The sequence below is a fragment of the Psychroserpens sp. AS72 genome (genome assembly GCF_038900375.1).
Classification (GTDB): Bacteria; Bacteroidota; Bacteroidia; order Flavobacteriales; family Flavobacteriaceae; genus Psychroserpens.
The window spans coordinates 684829-703734 of record NZ_JBBMRC010000001.1 but is presented as its reverse complement, the minus strand read 5'-3'; the positions used below and the strand labels follow the sequence as shown (position 1 = coordinate 703734).

Here is an 18906-nt window from a genome sequence, read left to right as displayed (position 1 = left end):
GCAAAAACTAATGATTTTCGTATTTAGACTTTTAATTAAAGCTCGTTATTATAAGATTTTTTAATCAATTCTGCCTTACTATTAATTTCTAACGCTTTGTAGATATTTTTAATATGACTACGAACTGTGTCAAGGGACACAAACAAATCATTGGCAATCATTTTATAACTTTTACCGTCTACGATACCAGCAACAATATCCTTTTGCCTTGGTGTCAATACATCACTGTGATTGTGTTTTGGCGCAAAACTGTTTATAATTTTTCGAGCAATTGAAGGTGACATATAGGATCCTCCATTATTAACGACTTCTACAGCTTCAAGAATTTTTTTGAGTGGTGTTTTTTTAGATAAATAAGAACATGCTCCAGCACACAACGCTTTATAAATACTATCATGATCTTCAAATGTGGTTAACATGATGATATCTACTTTTGGTAGTTCGTTTAAGATAAGCGGAATGCCTTTTATTCCAGACATTCCTAATAAATTTATATCCAGAAGTATAATGTCTGGCACGTTTTCCGAAGACAAAATAACTTTAATAAAATCTTCTACTGAAGCCGAAATTTGCAAACAATCTATATGAGGTTGCGCATCAAAGAAGTCGTTCAGACTTTCCTGAATCAATTTATCATCTTCTATAATTGCTAACTTTATGGTATTCATGTTTGACATAATCGTTCCCATGTAAAGTTAAAACAATTATGTAGCTTGGGCAATCACATTAAAATGTGGTTTTAAAATTGAAATGGTAAATGTAGCTGTACTCCAAATCCATTTTCTTTTTGAAAATCCAAATTTCCTTTTAATTTTTCGGCACGCATTGCCATATTAGACAATCCCAAACCAGTGGATTTGTAGGAGTCTTTTTCACTTCCATTATCTTTAATAACTATTTGACATCCCTTTGCTTGATTACTAATGGTAATGTTAACATTTGAAGCGTCAGAATGTCGCAACACATTAGTTATCGCCTCTTTATAAATTAAAAATATATTTTGTTTGGTTTGCGCTGGCAATTTTTTGTTAGGATTTTTAATATTAGAACTATCTATTTGAAAAGAAATTTCTTTTGGTAATAACAACTCTTCTGCAAGTTCATGCATGCGCTCAATTAAATCTTTAATTGTTTCTCTTCTACTATCAATACTCCAAACCAAATCACGCATTTGTGAAATGGCATTTCTACTAATACCTGCAATTTTTTGAAGTTTAAATTTATCACTTTCGCTAGCATTAATTTCCATGAGTTCGGTTTGCATCGCAAGACCAGAAAGCAATGAACCAACATCATCGTGTAAATCGCTTGAAATTTTAGTACGCAATCGCTCCATGGCCAACGCTTGTTGAAACCGATATCTAAAAATGGAATACATCACAGCTATTATAGCTAACATAACAAGCAATATAAACCACCACTTTTTATAAAATATTTGACGCACTTCAATTGGAATCGATAATATTGAGGCGCTTTCATTCCCATGAGAATCTGTCCCTTTGACTTTTAATACATAATCACCTGCTGGCAATTGGTTATACCTAATTGATGAAGTATTACCTTGATAAAACCATCGGTCTTCTAAACCTTCTAATTTTGTGCTGTAGGTGTTTTTGTTATTCTGAAAATAGCTTGGCATTGTCCAGTTGATCTCAAAATACTGATCGTAAGGGGATGCTATAAACTCCTTTAATTCTGTTTGAGCATAATCATTAACATAACTTTGCTTTGTAATACTGTTATATCCAGAAATTCCTAAAACCTGAATATCTGGTGGTCTTACAGATTCTTGAAGCATTATAGGATTGAAAACGTTAATACCATTCATACCACCAAAATAATACAAGCCTTGGCTATCCTTAAAAAAGGATGAATAATTAAATTCGTTGTGTGATAAACCATCTTCGGTATAAAAATTCTGAAATTCCTTGGTTGTTTTATTAAACAATGACAATCCGTTATAGGTGCTAATCCATAGTTTATCATCTCCATCTGGTATAATACTAACTACGTTATCATCTGATAAACCTTCGGTTTTGGTATAACTTGTTAACGTCTTTCCATCTGCCGCAATATGTTTTAGTCCGCCTCCATAAGTGCCAACCCATAAACTGCCATCAACATCCTCTTCAAGGCATAATACAGGATGCTTACCAAATTGAGGTGTTGAACTCATATTATATGATTTCAATATATTTCCGTTAAGGTCAATCTTTAATACACCATCATTTCTTGTTCCTATCCAAACGTGATTTTGATCTTTGTTTTCTTCAAAAAACATAAGATTCCTGATGTTATCATTTTCTGATAAATTATTAAAAACAGAATAGCTTTGTTGAGTTATAGGATTAAAAACAGTTAAATACTCTAAAGTAAAACCAAACAATAAACGTCCATCACTTAATTTCAATAGCGCATTTGGTCCATGAATATTATTTTTATTATTAAACTGGTCATAAATTTGAGTAACTCCTGTTTTTAAGTCTATTTCACAAATACCATTACCTATAGCATACGCATGAGTTTTTGCATTATTAGTAACCAAAAAACTTGCATCGTACTTTAATGAAAGAGGGGTTCCTGATTTGGTTTTTAACGACAAGGAATCTATCTGACCGTTTTTGGTTTTATACCACAATTGATGTTTGTTCTCACAGAGTGAAAATATGCGTTGATTAGCATCTTCAAAAATTCCACGCATTGAATTTCCCCAACCATCATTTTTTGATTTAAAAAAAGTTAAAAATAACTGTTTCTGAGTTTTTACCTTAAATAAACCATTGTCTGTAGCTATCCAAAGCAAACTATTTTTATCTATATATAGATTTTTAATTTTAGAATAGTCTAGTTTAGATTTCAACAAGTTTGTATAATCTGTGAAATTACCTTCAGTATCCATACGATACAACGCATCATCGCCTGCAAACCAAATATTTCCTTCATCATCTTCTATAGCGCGACGTATAATCTCGCTTGTTTCAAAAATAATTTTAGAGATTTTTTCATCTGCATTGAAAATATAAATTCCACCACTTGATGGCGGGAAATAGTATTGTATGTTGTTGCGATCAAAAAAATGTTGCACATAATGTATAAAGTCACCATTCCAATCGTAGGTATCCAACACATGATGTTCTAATAATTTGCCTTCAGGTGTATATTTATTTGTACCTCTTGTAGTTGTCCACCAAACAAATCCTTTGCCATCAAAAGTTAAGTTGTTAAAAATGTATTTATATCTATCAACCGAAGCAATGAGATTAAATTTTCCGTTTTCAAATTTTTTCAAATACAGTTTTGACAAATTCTTTTCCACCTTCCAATAGTCATCGGTTACTATCCAAATAGTCTTGTCTGGCGCTTTATAAATATCTAGAACACGCTCTTCTACATTATGTTTTTCATTATAGGATATAATAGAATCTTTAGTGATTTTAAGTTGAAATAATTTGTCATTTGCTAAGTACCATATCGAATTGTCAACATCATCATAAAGCATATTTGATGTTATAAAATCTTCTTCAAGAAAAAAGGGATTTTGAGCATTACTAGTGTATGCCTTAAACTGATGACCATCATATCGGTTGAGACCCTGTGTGGTACCAAACCACATCAATCCTTTTTGGTCTTGGATAATATTAGACACATCTCTAAACAAGAGACCATCTTCGGTAGTAAGAATATCTATTTGAGATGGATTTTGGGTATAGACACTGTAGCATACCAAGAGCACGCACATTTGCATAACAAAAGTAGACAGTGATTTAATAAGTTCCAATTGAAATTAAATTAATAGCTGTCTCAAATATACAAAAAGTTAGATGCCAATACCACATCAACATGTGATTGACAATTAGTGATTACAATCTTAACTTAGCTAAAGTTAAATAACACACTTTTTATAGGTGTTTTATTAGACGAATTCCTTTCTCCCTAGAATTGAATTTTTTTTAATTGACATGATTAATAGCAACTCATATAACAGATTTCATTATTGCAATGGATTTGAAACATAGCAATGATTATCAATATATAATTATATCAATTTTTAAAATCAATTTTCATGAAAAAAATAGGCGTTATTGGTGGTTCTGGTTTTATAGGAAGCCATATTACCAAACAGTTTTTAGACAATGGATATGAAGTCAAGGTCTCTACTAGAGATTTATCAAATCTTAAAAATTACCAACATTTAAGTGAGTTGAATAATGCAGAAAACTTAAGTTTTTACGAGTTAGATGTTACAGATAAAAGCCGATTAGAAAACTTTGTAAAAGATTGTGATATTGTTATTCATTCAGGAACTCCTTTTCAGTTAGATGTAGAGGATCCGCAAAGAGATTTGTTTGAACCTACAATAAAAGGAACAGAGAATTTCCTAGAGGTTATTCAAAATTCATCACAAGTAAAAAAGGTGGTACTTATTGCTTCAGTTGCTGCTTGGAACACTAATTTCCCTTTACCAGCAGGACATAAATCTGCATCAGATCAATTTAGCGAAAATGATACGCCTTTTACAAGTGAAGACAGTCATCCTTATGCACAAGCTAAATTTATTGCTAACCAAACGGTCAACGATTTTATTAAAAAACACCCAAATCTAGACACAGAAATCGTAAGTGTTTCTCCAGTTATGGTTATGGGTAAATCACTTTCAAAAAGAGAAGATTCTACATCAACAGGTATCCAATTTTTGTTCAAAAATAAGATTGCGCCAAATCCTTTTATTCAAATGTTTTATGATGAAGATGTTACTATGGCAATTGTAAATGTAAAGGATGTAGCAATTAGCGTTTATAAAGCGGCTACAATTTCTGGATTGCATGGCAAAAATTATTTGTTGTCTAGTGAAACGTATCCAGTATCTGATGTGACCTTGATGTTAAATAATGAGTTGCCAAAGCATGCGGCAGAAATCATATATCAAAACCAATTAGCAGAACGACAATTGGGTGTTCCGTTTCAATCTGTACAATCCACTTTAAAAGAATACAACACATAAATATTAAATCATGAAAAACGAATTAAAAAAATGGTCAAAACCTGAATTGAAGATTTATATCCTTTTGCTCTGTGCAAAGATAGATCAAGAGGAATCTGAAGAGGAAATCGCTTTAATTAAGTCTAAAACTGATATAGAAACCTTCAACAACATATACAATGAATTTTGTTGTGATGAAGAAGATGGTTGTTTCGAGAAGATAGAAGATGCGATCAACGAACATGAATATTCACCAATAGAAATTCATGAACTTAAAAAAGAAATTCTGGCTGTCTTCCATGCTGACCACAAATTTGGAGCAAGAGAACAGTACTTAGAAAAAGTATTTGATAATATTTTATACTGAAATTTTAAAGATTCAAAATATTTAAAACAACCAACATGAGTAAATCAAATAACAATAACACAATTGGCAAAACCGCTTTAATAGCCTTATCAATACTTACAGGCTTATTGATATGTTATTACGTCATCAAAAGTGCATTCCCAATGCTAATACCAACCGAAGAAGTTTACGGATCGTATTACTTCACTAGAGTATTTTGGGTGTTTCCTCATATTGTTTTAGGCATCGTCGCTACTATTATTGGACCTTTTCAATTTATACCAAAAATTCGAAATAAATATTTAAAAATACATCGACAATTAGGACGTATTTATATCATATCTACAGTTTTATCAGGAATATCTGGTATGTATATGGCAGCTACTTCTGGTGTTAATTTACCATATACAGTTGGTTTATTTGTGTTAGGTGCCGTTTGGTCAACATCTTCAATATTGGCATTGATATCAATAAAAAATAAAAAAGTGAACTTACATAAAGATTGGATGATTCGTAGTTATGTGATCACATTTGCTTTCGTCACATTTAGGTTTGTAGAAGATATTTTACACGCATTGGAAGTTGGAACTGACGAAGAAATCTTAGTCTTAATGAGTTGGGCATGTTGGGCAATTCCATTATTTATTGCTGAGGTTTTTATACAAGGAAGAAAGATTAATAACAAATAAACACTAAACAAAATGAACACATCAAAAATTTTCACTCTTCTACTAATATTTATTATTTCTACATCATTTTTTAATTGTGAAGAAAAAGTCAAAACAGAAATCACAAAAGAAAAACCTGACACTACTGAACATAAACAAGTAAATGAAACACCAGAATACTTCCTACTTCGTCCAGAAGTTGAAAAAGCCTATGGTTATTCTCATGCAGTAAAAATTGGTAATTCAATTAAGGTTTCTGGAGCTGTTAGTATGGATGACGAAGGCAATCCAACTGCTGTTGGTGATTTTGAACAGCAAATGAAAAATTGCTATTCAGATTTAGATAAAGTTCTAAAACATTACGGATGCACTTTTGACGATGTTGTGGTAGAAAATGTATTTACAACAGATATGTCTAAATTTTTAGAGTTTGCTGGTTACCGAACTGAAATCTATAAAAAGCAATTCCCAACGGGTTCTTGGCTTGGAGTGACAGAATTAGCTGTTCCAGAATTTATGATAGAGATAGAATTGGAAGTACATAAAAGCAATTAAAATCTAAAAAATAAAAAGTATGAATTTTTCGAATAAAAATGACAAACATAAAACAGAAAACAAAAACTCTGTAGGTATACCAAATAAATTATTAGTCACACTTGTTCTAGTGTTTATGATAAACTTGGTGTGTATTGGTCAAAACAAAAACATCGATAACAATATCATCTACAAAACTGGAAATCCAGCAGATTGGCCAGCTGAATTAGATGCGGTAATTGCAGCACCAGATAATCATAATATTCTATTAGAAAATGACCAAGTGCGAGTTTTAGAAGTTACTTTGGCACCAGGAGAAGTAGAAAAGTTACATCATCACAAATGGCCAAGCACGCTTTATATACAAGAAGCTGGCGATTTTATAGATTCTGATGGCGAAGGCAATATTATTTTTGATTCTCGTAAACTACCTGAGCCTTTACCAATGCCTTTTGTCATGTATAAAAACCCAGAAGCACCACATACAGTGACTAATTTAAGTAAAACTGCAACGATAAGACTTATTAGAGTTGAAATGAAAACCGCAACAACTAATCAAAATTCTCAAATCATTGACGGACTTTACAAAGCCTTTGAAAAAGGTGATATTCCTGCAGCACTTGGAGCAATGGATGAAAATATCGTTTGGAATGAAGCCGAAGGAAATGCACTTGCAAGTGGCAACCCTTATATTGGTCCAGATGCCGTTTTAAATGGTGTCTTTGCAAAACTACCAAATGACTTTGATAATTTTAGGTTAGAAAATATTGTTTTAACCGAAATGAGCAACAACCAAGTACTCGCCACATTACGTTATAAAGCGACTTCTAAACACAATGGTAAAAAATTGGATGCTCAAGTGGCTCATTTATGGACGGTTTCTAACGGAAAAATTACAGCATTCCAACAATATGTAGACACCAAACAGCTTGATGAAATGATGAAAAAATAAATAATTTCACAAAAGTTAACTCTTAAAAAGGTTGACTTTTTTTTAAGTTTTAAACCAATGATTAAATTCTTTAGACATATTCGTAGAAGTGTCATTTCCGAAGGAAAAACAAAAAAGTATCTGCTTTATGCTATTGGCGAAATTATCCTTGTGGTTATTGGTATTCTCATAGCCTTACAAATTAACAATTGGAATGAGGATAAAAAAAATTCTAAACAGGAAAAGGAAATTTTATCGCAATTATTGTCTGAGTATGAAAGCAACTTTAAACAAATAGAAACTAAAATAAGTTTAAGAAATGGTATGATGAAATCTTGTTTTACCCTTCTAAATTACATTCAAAACCGTCGAGAAAATTTAAGTGTTGATAGTATTGATTATCACTTATCTAATATTCTACTAAGACCTACTTTTGATCCTCAATTGGGTGTTAGTAATGAACTCATAAACTCTGGTAAACTTTATTTACTTAAAAACTCTACATTACGAAATAGGCTATCATCATATTCAAGTTTTTTAGAGGAACTTAAGGAAGAAGAAGACGTTTTATTACAAATTACCGAAGAACAATTCTTCCCTTTCTTAATAAAGCACTATCAAATTGGTGGTATAAGTAAACAATTTTTATTTGATGACAACTTAAGGTCGAAACTAATAATTGGTGATAAGCTAGGTGATTTTTCGGAAATTAAGAAGTATTTCAAATCAGACGGAAATTTTGACACTCTTTTAGCGCATCCAGATTTTGAAGATGAAGTCATTAGAATCTTAGGACTAACGCCTTACACTAACGAGCAAGCTATTGGTGTTAAAGATAAAACTGCTGAAATTATTCAACTCATTAAATCTGAAAAGAAGAAAGACCAATGATTAAATTCTTTAGACATATTCGTAGAAGTTATATTTCCGAAGGAAAAACAAAAAAGTATCTGCTTTATGCCATTGGCGAAATCATTCTCGTAGTTATTGGTATTTTAATTGCCTTGCAGATTAACAATTGGAATGAAAACAAAAAAGGAAAACAATTAGAAGATAGTTTCTTTAGTAATATTCTTTTAGATCTCGAAAAAGACGAGCAAAAACTGAATTATTATAAAAAATTCCATACCCAAAGAATGACACTTTTAGACACGTTGTTGACCTACGTAAGAAATCCACAAAACAAAATGGGTATCGAAAAATTTGGAATGTATATAGAACCGCTCTACTATAACGAAAATGCAACTAACTATTCTGCTACGTTTGAGTCTGCTAAAACCTTGGGAGCTTTTAACTCTTTTAATAAAAAAGAATTACTAAAAAGTTTGGCGCAATACTACGCAGATTTCATATTAATTAAGGCGCAATTCGATTCATCACGACGCTTTGTAGAAAGTCAGTTAGAGCCTTTCATGGCAACGATACCAGAAAGTTATATCACAACAAATACTGGAAATCTGGTAATACAAGAAGAAGATGTTCAAGGTTTTTATGACAAAATAGCTGCAATTAAAGATACTCGTAACCTTACTATAGATTATGAAAGCTTAATGCAAGATCCAAGATTTGAAAATTATCTTATTGGTGATATGGGAAGAACTTCTAATACCTTAGGAAAAATAGGACAAAGACTTACAGCTTTAAAGCAGATTAAAAAACAACTGACTGATAATGATTAAATTTTTCAGACATATTAGAAAAACCATGGTAAAAGAAAACAAGACAAAAAAGTATCTGCTTTATGCCAGTGGCGAAATCATCCTCGTTGTTATTGGGATTTTAATTGCATTGCAGATTAACAATTGGAATGAGAACAGAAAGAATAGAAGTTTAGAACATATATTTATATCGAGACTTCTGGATGATATTAAGGAGGAGGAATCATTCATTCTAACTTATATTGATTACAATAACAAAGTTAGGGATTTCACAAAAAGAGTTAATGAGCATTTTATAAATCCAGAATTAGCTCTTAAGACACCCAAACAAAGTCTGATTGATTTTTACCAAGCCAGTCAATATTCTGATGTTAGACAGACAGCTTCAACTTACAAAGAACTTAACACTTCTGGACAAATAAATCTCATAAGGAATGACGATTTAAGAACAGCCTTAATCAGTTTTTACGAATTAGATTGGTCAAACTCGAACATCTTTAACCATCCAAAAAAATACAGAGAAAATTTAAGAAGCCTTATGCCAAGTGACATTCAAAATAAAATTAGAGCAAATTGTGGTGACATATACATTAAAACAAAAAGTAGTATCGCTGTTAAACTACCAAATAATTGTCAAATAGAGCTTAATGATGACATTGCTAAAATTGCATTAAAAAATTTATTAAATGATTCTGAACTTAAAAAAAATCTGAATTTTCTTATTGGAAACATACATTCAAAACTTGGATTAGTAAAAAACATTAAAGGAAAATTAAAAGAATTAAAGATTGAATTAGAAGAAAATAAGCAATGATAAAGTTCTTAGACATATTCGTAAAAGTGTTATTTCCGAAGGAAAAACAAAAAAGTATTTACTTTATGCTATTGGTGAAATCATTCTCGTAGTTATTGGAATTTTAATTGCATTACAGATAAATAATTGGAATGAAAATAGAAAAGCAAATGCAGAGTTACAGCAGATAAAACAAAATCTAGTTCAGGAATTTGAAGCTAATCGCGAAGCATTAAAAAGCACGTTGGGTCAAGTGTTATTTACAAAAGATGGAAGTTTAGAGAATCTATCACATATAGGTTTAAAAGACACTTCGTTTTCTGAACAACAAATCAATATAATGATTGAAAAGGCATTATACTTTCCGACTTGGAAACCAAGTAATTTCACAATGAATGAGCTAAAAAATACGGGAAAGCTCTCATTGCTGAAAAACGAAAACTTAAAGCAATTACTTTTTGAATGGGAAACTGAAATAGAAAAGATTGAAGAGTGGAATCGAAGGGTTGAAAAAAGCTCGCAAGATATTATAGATTACATAAAGTTAAAGGGTTCATTACGAAACCTAAATTTCAAAAGAATTAAAACGAAGCCATCAAATTTAGACATTAATAATAGGGATTTATTGCATGACATAACCTTTGAAAATCTATTAGATGAAAAAGCATTATATTCTCAATTTATGGAAAGTCAACTTAAAAACACCAGTGTTATAATTGAAAACATTATAAGAGAGACGATAAGCCAATGATTAATTTTTTTAGACACATAAGACAATCAATGATAAAAGAAAACAAGACAACTAAATATTTACTCTATGCCATTGGTGAAATCATACTTGTGGTTATTGGGATTATAATTATGCTTCAAATTAATAATTAGAATGAACAACACAATGAAATAAAAACAGAAAAGCAATACGTTTCAGGATTAGTTGAAAATCTTAAAACTGAGTAATACAATAACAAAAAACGCCATCCCAAAACTCAAATTATTAATCTATGATACTAATGAAATCATTATCTTGCGCGAAAATGATTTGAATGAAAATTAGTATTTTAATTCTCACAATATTACTTATAAGTTGTAAAAATCAAAACACATTACCAGACCCTCTAGAAGCTGGCTGGAATAATGAAGCTGTATGTGAAGTGGTTGAAGACAATGATAATTTAAGGGTTCTAAAATGTACTTTTGCACCTAATGTAGGTCATGAGAAGCATTATCATAATCCGCATTTTGGTTTTACACTAGCAGGAAGTAAATTTAGAATAAAAGATACCACAGGAACCAGAGAAGTTAATGTCCCAACCGGTTATAGCTTTAGTAACGCTGAAATTTCAACTCACGAAGTACTCAATATTGGAGATAGTACAGCAGTCTTTTTAATTATGGAATACAAATAACGCTATGGACGGATTTAACATTATAATGGTTATTGCCATAATCCTTTTTGCACGATTAGGTGTGAGACTAGTGACTGGTTATATTAAAATGAAAAAGGAAGACAAAAAAGATGCTGAAGAAGATGTATAAATCTGTTACAACAAGATTTTAGTTAAAACACAAAAACCAACTCTAATTGAGTTGGTTTTTGTGTTTTATATGACTTAAATATATTAGTAATATGTATACTCATATCGAGTCGCTTGTCCAGAAGTACCATCTGCATCTGTATAGGTACGTTCTAAAGATGTTGGAAAATTACTTGAATTAAACTCGTAGCTATAGGCAATTGTTCCGATTAATTCATCTGTTTCTGCATTATACTCATTAGCAGTATTGATATTATTAATCGTTGAAAAACCATATAATTTTCTAAACGCATCAGGCTTAATATTAGCATATGAATGATTCTTATCATCATAAGTATACGTCAAATAACTAGGCGTCCAGAAGTAATCACTATTCTCGTAGCGAATCATATTTCCGTTAGCATCATATTCTAATTCTTCAGTGTTTGAAAAACTTGATACATCTTCACAAGTATTAAATTCTGCATCTTCTTCATAATAATGAGTAAACATACTTACGTATTGCGAGCTGTTATATTCAAACTCAATTTTATCTACTTCAGGATCATCAAATGATGATGTTTCATTATCATACGTAATATCTTGACATATACCAACTATGACATTATTTTCATATTCTAGATAATCCACTTCTGTTCTAATATCGTTGAATGGATCTGTTTTTACTTCAGTAAACGAGATCATTCTATCATTAGAATCATAATCAAACGTTGTAATTGTCATACCATAAATAGTCACAGATGTCAATTTTGTTACATTTCCGAGTGTATTATATTCGTAATCAAATTGTTCGTCAACAGTTCCTGCTGCTGTTAATTTTGTAACTGTTTTAATAAGTGTTCCGCTTCCACCTCCTCCTGGTGAACCTCCATCACTACTATCATCTGATGAGCAAGAAAAAACAGCAAGTGCTAGGGCAATTATAAGTACATGTTTCATAAAGTAAATTAAGTTAAATTTTAACAAATATAGACTAATGATTGAATAAGACAAATACTACAAAATAAATCTTTGTTTTGCCTTAAATCAAAAAACCAACTCATATTGAGTTGGCTTTTTCTTTTTATAATTATTTGAAGTCTATCCTCCAAAGTCATCAAATCTAATGTGCTCATCTGGTATCCCAAAATCTTCACCCATTTTTTGTACCGCTTGGTTCATTAATGGAGGACCACAGAAATATAATTCGATATCTTCTGGTGCTTCATGCTTAGATAGGTATTGATCTATTACAACTTGGTGAATAAACCCTGTAAAACCATCTCCTGATTCATCATTAATATCTGATTTAACTTTCCAATTATCTTGTTCCATTGGTTCTGATAAGGCCAAATAGAATTTAAAGTTTGGAAAATCTTTTTCTAAAGCTCTAAAGTAATGGATATAGAATAACTCTGCTTTAGAACGTCCACCATACCAATATGTTACTTTACGATTCGTTTTTAAGGTTCTAAATAACTCATATAAATGAGAACGCATAGGTGCCATTCCTGCTCCACCACCAACGTATAACATTTCACTATCAGACTCATTAATGAAGAATTCTCCATAAGGTCCAGAAATAGTTACTTTGTCACCAATTTTTTGGTTGAAAATATAAGATGAAGCAACTCCAGGATTTACATCCATCCAACCGCCTTTAGCGCGATCAAAAGGTGGTGTTGCGACACGTACATTAAGCATAATTTTTCTTCCTTCGGCAGGATATGAAGCCATAGAATAAGCTCTTTCAACTAGTTCTTCGTTCTTCATTACTAAAGGCCATAAACCAAACTTCTCCCAGTCTGCTTTAAATTTATCTGGTTCTCCAGGATGATCTTCTGGGTGAGCTGAAACATCCATATCAGAATACTTAATTTCACAATTAGGTATTTCAATTTGAATATATCCACCAGCTTTATAGTTCATATCCTCAGGGATTTCAACTACAAATTCTTTAATAAACGTTGCTACGTTATAATTTGAAACTACAGTTGCTTCCCATTTCTTGATACCAAATACTTCTTCAGGTATGGTAATTTCCATGTCCTGCTTTACTTTCACTTGGCAAGATAAACGAGCACCTTGTGCTAATTCTTTTCTACTAAAATGAGGTGTTTCTGTTGGTAATGCTTCACCACCACCAGAAAGGACGTGACATTCACATTGAATACATGTTCCACCACCACCACAAGCAGATGGTAAGAATATTTTTTCTGCTCCTAAAGTAGATAGTAATGTACTTCCTGATGCAACTTCTATTTCACGTTCACCATTAATCTTAATCTTTACTGGACCAGATGGTGATAATTTTTGTTTTACAAACAATAACAAACTAACAAGTATCAATGTTACAAGTAAAAACGCTGCTACTGTTGCTAAAACTGTTCCTAATGTTCCTGCTGCTAAAATCATACTACTCTTCTCTTTTAGTGTTATTAGCTAATTCTGAATTATTATCAGTTGATTTTACTTGAACTTCAACTGTTTTTTCTTCTGTTGTTTCTTCATCACCACCAGTTAACATACCTCCAAAACTCATAAATCCGATAGCCATTAAACCTGTAATAATAAACGTAATTCCTAAACCTCTTAATGCAGGTGGTACATTAGAATATCTAATTTTCTCACGAATAGCTGCAATAGCTAAAATAGCTAAGAACCACCCTATACCAGAACCTATCCCGTAAGTTGTAGCCAATCCTAAAGTTGCAATTTCTCTAGATTGCATAAACAATGAACCACCAAGAATGGCACAGTTTACAGCAATTAATGGTAAGAAAATCCCAAGAGAATTATATAATGAAGGAGAAAACTTTTCTACTACTATTTCTACTAATTGTACCATCGTTGCAATAGTTGCAATAAACATGATAAATGATAGGAAACTTAAATCATAATCTACATATTCAGCTCCTAGCCAAGATAAGGCACCTGGTTGTAACACATATTGATCTAATAACCAGTTTAGAGGTACTGTAATTGCTAATACAAATATTACAGCAGCACCAAGACCTACTGCAGTAGATACTTTTTTAGATACAGCAAGGTAAGAACACATCCCAAGGAACGTGGCAAACACCATGTTGTCTATAAATATTGATTTGAAAAATAATTCTAAATGTTCCATATTTTTATATCTTCAGTTTGCAGTTATCAGCATATTATCAAATAAGTACTGATTTACTGCACACTAATTTTTAGTCTTCTATTAAGTCTTTATTTCTACTACGTTGAACCCAAATAATGATTCCTACTACTATTAATGCCATTGGTGATAATAACATAAACCCGTTATTTTCATAACCAAAAGCATATAAACCTGTAGGTCCAGTTTCTGGACTACCAATTGGATCTCCTAATACCTGAATACCTAATAATGTTCCAGATCCTAATAGTTCTCTAAAGAATCCTACTATAATAAGTATAACTGCATATCCTAAAGCGTTACCAATACCATCTAAAAATGATCTCCATGGTCCATTACCTAAAGCAAAAGCTTCAAAACGTCCCATAATGATACAGTTGGTAATAATTAACCCAACAAATACAGATAGTGTTTTACTTAATTCATAAGCAAAAGCTTTTAGTACTAAATCCACAATAATTACTAAAGTTGCAACAACAATTAATTGCACGATAATTCTAATTTTTGAAGGAATTATATTTCTCATTAAAGAGATTACTACGTTACCAACACCTAATACAAATAATACAGATATTGACATTACTATAGAAGCTTCGAGCTCTGCAGTAATTGCTAAAGCAGAACAGATACCTAATACTTGAATAGTAATTGGGTTATTATCTGCTAATGGATCTTTTATTAGAGCTGCGTCTTTTTTTGAAAGTAGTCCCATATTAGTTAGCTTGTTTTTTTAAGTTATCAAAATAAGGCTTATAAAGTTTCAAGTCACTTTTAATCATTGCTGAAACTCCATCACCAGTAATAGTAGCACCTGCAATAGCATCTACTTCATTATCAGTTTTATCATTATTTACAGGATCTGCATTTCCTTTAGCAACTGTGATACCTTTAAAAGCACCAGACTCAGTTAACAAATGCTCACCGTAGAAATCATCCATAAAGTAACGTTGCTTGATATTAGCTCCTAAACCAGGTGTTTCTCCTTTATGGTCAAAATATGCGCCTTGTACAACCATGTTTTCATCAATAGCAACATATCCCCAAATCGCATCCCAAAGTCCTTTTCCGTAAATTGGAGCGACATACACTGTTTTGCCTTCTTTATTTTTACCAATAAATAAAGGTAATTTTCTAGCTTGACCACTTTTAGCATTTGATTTTTGCTTTTTTACATCAATCAAATAAGGCTCTTGTCCGTTATTAGCATCCATATACTCTTGTCTGGTCAATTGACTTGTTATCTTACCATTTTCAACTTCGAGTACCATTTGCTCAGAAACATTATCTAAAAACAATTTAGGAGCTTCTTCCGTAGATACAAAAACCGCACTACTCTCATCATTATTATTTACACCCATTGCATAGAGAATATTTTGTTGTTTCTCCAAACGTTGGTTTTCAGCGATTGTAGGTTTTAAAGATGACGCTAAGTATGCCAACAATGAACCAACAACTAATACCATTACTATGGCAAATATTATGGTGTATGAATTTTTATCTGTTCTCTTTTCCATCGTTAAGCAGTTTTAACTTTTAGACGTTTTAATCTTTTCTTTACATTTCCTTGTACCACATAGTGATCTATTGTTGGTGCAAACACATTCATTAATAGAATGGCTAACATCACACCTTCTGGATATGCTGGATTAAATACACGAATCATAATTGAAATAAATCCAACTAAAAATCCATAAATCCATTTTCCTTTATTGGTTTGTGAAGCTGTCACAGGATCTGTAGCCATAAACACAGTACCAAAAGCAAAACCACCAATAAGTAAGTGATGCCAAAATTCTGTACTCATTAATCCGTAAAACTTACTAGATTCTGTAATCCATCCAGAACTCACAACAGCATTAAATATTAATCCCATTGCTAAAGCTCCTAATACAGAAGATAACATGATTCTCCAACTTCCTATCTTAGTAAAGATTAAGAATACACCTGCAAGTAATATTAACAGTACTGAAGTTTCTCCAACTGAACCAGGAATTAGACCATAAAACATATCCATGATGTCATATCCTACTTCTTTATTTTGTGCTAAACTACCTAAAATAGTTTCTCCAGAAATAGCATCTAAATTTTCTCCAGCTGCAATTGCTTTATCTCTAGCTACTGCACCATGAACCCAAACTTTATCTCCAGACATCCATGTTGGATAAGCGAAGAATAAAAAGGCTCTAATAGTTAATGCTGGATTTAAAATATTCATTCCTGTACCACCAAAAACCTCTTTACCAATTACTACACCAAATGCTACAGCTACTGCAAGCATCCATAATGGCGTGTCAATTGGCACGATTAAAGGCACTAACATTCCTGTTACTAAATATCCTTCTTCTACTTCGTGTTTATTTTTCATAGCAAAGAGAATCTCAATTGCTAAACCTACTCCATAGGATACGATTACTAGTGGAAGCACTTTCCAGAAACCAACCATAAAGTTATCCATAGTCCAAAAGGTTGAATCTAAACTAAAGAAACCTCCTGTTGCTTGTTGAATTTCTCCAAAAGCTAAGTGATGTTGATAACCAGCGTTAAACATACCAAAAAGCAAACATGGTATCATTGCCATGATCACAATATTCATTGTACGTTTTAAATCATCGGCTGCTTTAATGTGAGTTCCATTGTGAGTGGTCTCATTAGGTAAGTATAAAAACGTGTGTATTGCTGAAAATGCAGGCAACCACTTTTTGTCCTTATTCTTTTCTCTAAAATTATGTAAGTTATTTTTTAAACCCATCTTTTATTTGTTTCATTTTACTTCGGAAATAGGACAATTTTGAAGTCTCGTCTATTTCCGTAGAAAATTTAATAATTATCCAATTTCTTTAAGCATTAAGTCTAATCCTTTTCTAATAATATCTTGATGTGGTTGTTTAGACACACAAATAAATTCTGTTAATGCGAAATCTTCTGGTGCAACTTCGTACATTCCTAAAGCTTCCATTTCATCTAAATCTTCATATTTACAAGCTTTAAGAATTTGCATTGGATAAATATCTAATGGAAATACTTTTTCATAAGATCCTGTAACTACAAAAGCACGATGCTCACCATTAGTATTGGTGTTTAATGCATATTTTTTGTTTGGGTTCAACCATGAAAATGTTAATGCTCTAGATGTCGAAATTTTATTAAAAACTGGTTTGTTCCAACCAAAAAATTCGTAATCATCACCTTCAGGAATTATTGAGATAAGGTTGTCATAAAAACCTAAACTTCCATCTGGTTTTAACTGTTTTCCTGACAGCACATTTCCGGAGATAATACGATCATTCCCATCTTTATCAACACCATTATCATAAACCATAGTAGCAACTTCACTACCAATAATCGTTTTGAAATATCTTGGTTTTTTCACTGAAGATCCTGCAAGCGCAACAATACGCTCTGCATTAAATTTACCAGTAAGCAACAATTCTCCAATAATCACTAGATCTTGTGCATTAACCGTCCAAACTGTTTCTCCTTTATTAACAGGATCTAATTTGTTGATATGTGTACCAACATTACCTGCTGGATGTGGTCCAGATACGTTATGAATTGTAGCGTCATTCATATTTGCTAATGGAGAGTTGTTAGACCCAACACCAATATGAACTTGGCCTTCTGTTAATTTTGATAAAGCAGATACTGCTGCTTGTAACGCTTCCTCTTTTCCTGTAAGTACAAAATCTAAATCTGCAGCCAATGGCGCAGTAGAAATACCAGAAATAAAAATCGCTTTTGGAGATTTCTCTGGGTTTGCAATCACATCATAAGGTCTTTGCTTTATAAAAGCCCAACATCCTGAAGCTAACAAATGTGCTTTAGTTGTTGCTGCATCAGAATTCATGTCAAATTTCCCAAAGTCTTTATGAGACTGAGGTTTATCTGCTTGAATTTTAATAGCATCAATACGACGTCTTGGTCCTCTTTGAACTTCAATTATTTCTCCAGAAACAGGTGAAACAAATTTCATAGCTTCTACATCCTTATTATGAAAAAGTATATCTCCTGCTTTTACACGAGTACCTTCTTTGGCAATAAGTTTTGGAATAACGCTATGAAAATCTTCAGGTCTGATAGTGCAGAAATTACTTATAATAGCTTGTTCTACTGTTTTATCAGCTTCGCCTACAAGTTTTATATCCAGACCTTTTTTAATCTTAATGTCTTTTGACATACGCTTTATATTGAAATTAGTTGTCTAAAAATCGGTGCAAAAATACGAATAAATTGAGTAATATGATAATGAGGTTTTTTAAGTTTATTATTTTTAAGGATTCTAAATAAGTGAAACAATATTAAGGCATAGATTTTGTTTATCTTTACGTATCAAACT

General features: G+C 31.8%; 20 protein-coding genes. 11 read left to right on the top strand and 9 right to left on the bottom strand.

Annotated elements, in window-relative coordinates; genetic code table 11:
• Positions 1-35 precede the first annotated feature (35 nt).
• Both WNY78_RS03015 and WNY78_RS03010 read right to left on the bottom strand, forming a co-directional pair.
• Positions 36-668: a response regulator transcription factor gene (locus tag WNY78_RS03015; RefSeq protein ID WP_342871697.1), complete on the bottom strand. Its 633-nt coding sequence runs from the start codon at positions 666-668 to the stop codon at positions 36-38.
• Between the two features lie 71 nt (positions 669-739).
• Complete coding sequence (locus WNY78_RS03010) at positions 740-3739, bottom strand: two-component regulator propeller domain-containing protein (RefSeq protein WP_342871696.1); 3000 nt, start codon at positions 3737-3739, stop codon at positions 740-742.
• A 324-nt stretch (positions 3740-4063) separates the two neighbouring features.
• Here WNY78_RS03010 and WNY78_RS03005 point away from each other — a divergent pair, with 324 nt between their 5' ends.
• From WNY78_RS03005 to WNY78_RS02955, 11 genes are all read left to right on the top strand, one after another.
• Positions 4064-5002, top strand: a complete 939-nt coding sequence (locus WNY78_RS03005) for an NAD-dependent epimerase/dehydratase family protein (protein ID WP_342871695.1) — start codon at positions 4064-4066, stop codon at positions 5000-5002.
• A gap of 10 nt (positions 5003-5012) precedes the next feature.
• Positions 5013-5348 (top strand): hypothetical protein, encoded by a 336-nt coding sequence (locus WNY78_RS03000; protein ID WP_342871694.1) that lies wholly within the window; start codon positions 5013-5015, stop codon positions 5346-5348.
• A 35-nt stretch (positions 5349-5383) separates the two neighbouring features.
• On the top strand, positions 5384-6016 hold the full coding sequence (locus WNY78_RS02995) for a DUF2306 domain-containing protein (RefSeq protein WP_342871693.1): 633 nt from the start codon (positions 5384-5386) through the stop codon (positions 6014-6016).
• A gap of 12 nt (positions 6017-6028) precedes the next feature.
• Positions 6029-6550, top strand: coding sequence for a RidA family protein (locus WNY78_RS02990; RefSeq protein WP_342871692.1), 522 nt, complete (start codon positions 6029-6031; stop codon positions 6548-6550).
• 19 nt (positions 6551-6569) lie between these two features.
• Positions 6570-7481, top strand: coding sequence for a nuclear transport factor 2 family protein (locus WNY78_RS02985; protein WP_342871691.1), 912 nt, complete (start codon positions 6570-6572; stop codon positions 7479-7481).
• A gap of 57 nt (positions 7482-7538) precedes the next feature.
• Positions 7539-8351, top strand: a complete 813-nt coding sequence (locus WNY78_RS02980) for a DUF6090 family protein (RefSeq protein ID WP_342871690.1) — start codon at positions 7539-7541, stop codon at positions 8349-8351.
• Complete coding sequence (locus WNY78_RS02975) at positions 8348-9139, top strand: DUF6090 family protein (RefSeq protein WP_342871689.1); 792 nt, start codon at positions 8348-8350, stop codon at positions 9137-9139. The genes WNY78_RS02980 and WNY78_RS02975 overlap by 4 nt, the downstream gene beginning before the upstream one ends.
• A 25-nt stretch (positions 9140-9164) precedes the next feature.
• Positions 9165-9932, top strand: coding sequence for a DUF6090 family protein (locus tag WNY78_RS02970; RefSeq protein ID WP_342871688.1), 768 nt, complete (start codon positions 9165-9167; stop codon positions 9930-9932).
• Between the two features lie 232 nt (positions 9933-10164).
• Complete coding sequence (locus WNY78_RS02965; RefSeq protein ID WP_342871687.1) at positions 10165-10662, top strand: hypothetical protein; 498 nt, start codon at positions 10165-10167, stop codon at positions 10660-10662.
• 292 nt (positions 10663-10954) lie between these two features.
• Positions 10955-11317 (top strand): cupin domain-containing protein, encoded by a 363-nt coding sequence (locus tag WNY78_RS02960; RefSeq protein ID WP_342871686.1) that lies wholly within the window; start codon positions 10955-10957, stop codon positions 11315-11317.
• 4 nt (positions 11318-11321) lie between these two features.
• Positions 11322-11447, top strand: coding sequence for a hypothetical protein (locus tag WNY78_RS02955; RefSeq protein ID WP_342871685.1), 126 nt, complete (start codon positions 11322-11324; stop codon positions 11445-11447).
• Between the two features lie 83 nt (positions 11448-11530).
• Here the strand turns inward: WNY78_RS02955 and WNY78_RS02950 are convergent, their stop codons facing one another.
• From WNY78_RS02950 to WNY78_RS02920, 7 genes are all read right to left on the bottom strand, one after another.
• Positions 11531-12385, bottom strand: coding sequence for a hypothetical protein (locus WNY78_RS02950; RefSeq protein ID WP_342871684.1), 855 nt, complete (start codon positions 12383-12385; stop codon positions 11531-11533).
• A gap of 141 nt (positions 12386-12526) precedes the next feature.
• The gene (gene nqrF / locus WNY78_RS02945; protein WP_342871683.1) at positions 12527-13840 is read right to left on the bottom strand and encodes an NADH:ubiquinone reductase (Na(+)-transporting) subunit F; all 1314 of its coding nucleotides are present in this window, start codon (positions 13838-13840) and stop codon (positions 12527-12529) included.
• A gap of 1 nt (position 13841) precedes the next feature.
• Positions 13842-14555, bottom strand: a complete 714-nt coding sequence (nqrE, locus tag WNY78_RS02940) for an NADH:ubiquinone reductase (Na(+)-transporting) subunit E (protein WP_342871682.1) — start codon at positions 14553-14555, stop codon at positions 13842-13844.
• Positions 14556-14625: 70 nt separating this feature from the next.
• Positions 14626-15285, bottom strand: coding sequence for an NADH:ubiquinone reductase (Na(+)-transporting) subunit D (locus tag WNY78_RS02935; RefSeq protein ID WP_342871681.1), 660 nt, complete (start codon positions 15283-15285; stop codon positions 14626-14628).
• A 1-nt stretch (position 15286) separates the two neighbouring features.
• Positions 15287-16087: a Na(+)-translocating NADH-quinone reductase subunit C gene (locus WNY78_RS02930; RefSeq protein ID WP_342871680.1), complete on the bottom strand. Its 801-nt coding sequence runs from the start codon at positions 16085-16087 to the stop codon at positions 15287-15289.
• Positions 16088-16089: 2 nt separating this feature from the next.
• Positions 16090-17322 carry an NADH:ubiquinone reductase (Na(+)-transporting) subunit B gene (locus WNY78_RS02925; RefSeq protein ID WP_342871679.1) on the bottom strand — a complete coding sequence of 411 codons (1233 nt, stop codon included), beginning with the start codon at positions 17320-17322 and terminating at the stop codon, positions 16090-16092.
• A 75-nt stretch (positions 17323-17397) separates the two neighbouring features.
• A complete protein-coding gene (locus WNY78_RS02920) occupies positions 17398-18747 on the bottom strand; it encodes a Na(+)-translocating NADH-quinone reductase subunit A (protein WP_342871678.1) in 1350 nt (449 codons plus the stop codon).
• Positions 18748-18906: the final 159 nt, after the last annotated feature.

Excerpts from the sequence above, each read along its gene's own strand:
- WNY78_RS02985 (WP_342871691.1), top strand. The coding sequence starts at position 6,570 with ATGAATTTTTCGAATAAAAATGACAAACATAAAACAGAAAACAAAAAC.
- WNY78_RS02990 (WP_342871692.1), top strand. The coding sequence starts at position 6,029 with ATGAACACATCAAAAATTTTCACTCTTCTACTAATATTTATTATTTCT.
- WNY78_RS03005 (WP_342871695.1), top strand. The coding sequence starts at position 4,064 with ATGAAAAAAATAGGCGTTATTGGTGGTTCTGGTTTTATAGGAAGCCAT.
- WNY78_RS02960 (WP_342871686.1), top strand. The coding sequence starts at position 10,955 with ATGAAAATTAGTATTTTAATTCTCACAATATTACTTATAAGTTGTAAA.
- WNY78_RS03015 (WP_342871697.1), bottom strand. The coding sequence starts at position 668 with ATGAATACCATAAAGTTAGCAATTATAGAAGATGATAAATTGATTCAG.
- nqrE (WP_342871682.1), bottom strand. The coding sequence starts at position 14,555 with ATGGAACATTTAGAATTATTTTTCAAATCAATATTTATAGACAACATG.
- WNY78_RS02980 (WP_342871690.1), top strand. The coding sequence starts at position 7,539 with ATGATTAAATTCTTTAGACATATTCGTAGAAGTGTCATTTCCGAAGGA.
- WNY78_RS02920 (WP_342871678.1), bottom strand. The coding sequence starts at position 18,747 with ATGTCAAAAGACATTAAGATTAAAAAAGGTCTGGATATAAAACTTGTA.
- WNY78_RS02970 (WP_342871688.1), top strand. The coding sequence starts at position 9,165 with ATGGTAAAAGAAAACAAGACAAAAAAGTATCTGCTTTATGCCAGTGGC.
- WNY78_RS02925 (WP_342871679.1), bottom strand. The coding sequence starts at position 17,322 with ATGGGTTTAAAAAATAACTTACATAATTTTAGAGAAAAGAATAAGGAC.
- WNY78_RS02955 (WP_342871685.1), top strand. The coding sequence starts at position 11,322 with ATGGACGGATTTAACATTATAATGGTTATTGCCATAATCCTTTTTGCA.
- WNY78_RS02975 (WP_342871689.1), top strand. The coding sequence starts at position 8,348 with ATGATTAAATTCTTTAGACATATTCGTAGAAGTTATATTTCCGAAGGA.
- WNY78_RS03010 (WP_342871696.1), bottom strand. The coding sequence starts at position 3,739 with ATGTGCGTGCTCTTGGTATGCTACAGTGTCTATACCCAAAATCCATCT.
- nqrF (WP_342871683.1), bottom strand. The coding sequence starts at position 13,840 with ATGATTTTAGCAGCAGGAACATTAGGAACAGTTTTAGCAACAGTAGCA.
- WNY78_RS02930 (WP_342871680.1), bottom strand. The coding sequence starts at position 16,087 with ATGGAAAAGAGAACAGATAAAAATTCATACACCATAATATTTGCCATA.
- WNY78_RS03000 (WP_342871694.1), top strand. The coding sequence starts at position 5,013 with ATGAAAAACGAATTAAAAAAATGGTCAAAACCTGAATTGAAGATTTAT.
- WNY78_RS02935 (WP_342871681.1), bottom strand. The coding sequence starts at position 15,285 with ATGGGACTACTTTCAAAAAAAGACGCAGCTCTAATAAAAGATCCATTA.
- WNY78_RS02995 (WP_342871693.1), top strand. The coding sequence starts at position 5,384 with ATGAGTAAATCAAATAACAATAACACAATTGGCAAAACCGCTTTAATA.
- WNY78_RS02950 (WP_342871684.1), bottom strand. The coding sequence starts at position 12,385 with ATGAAACATGTACTTATAATTGCCCTAGCACTTGCTGTTTTTTCTTGC.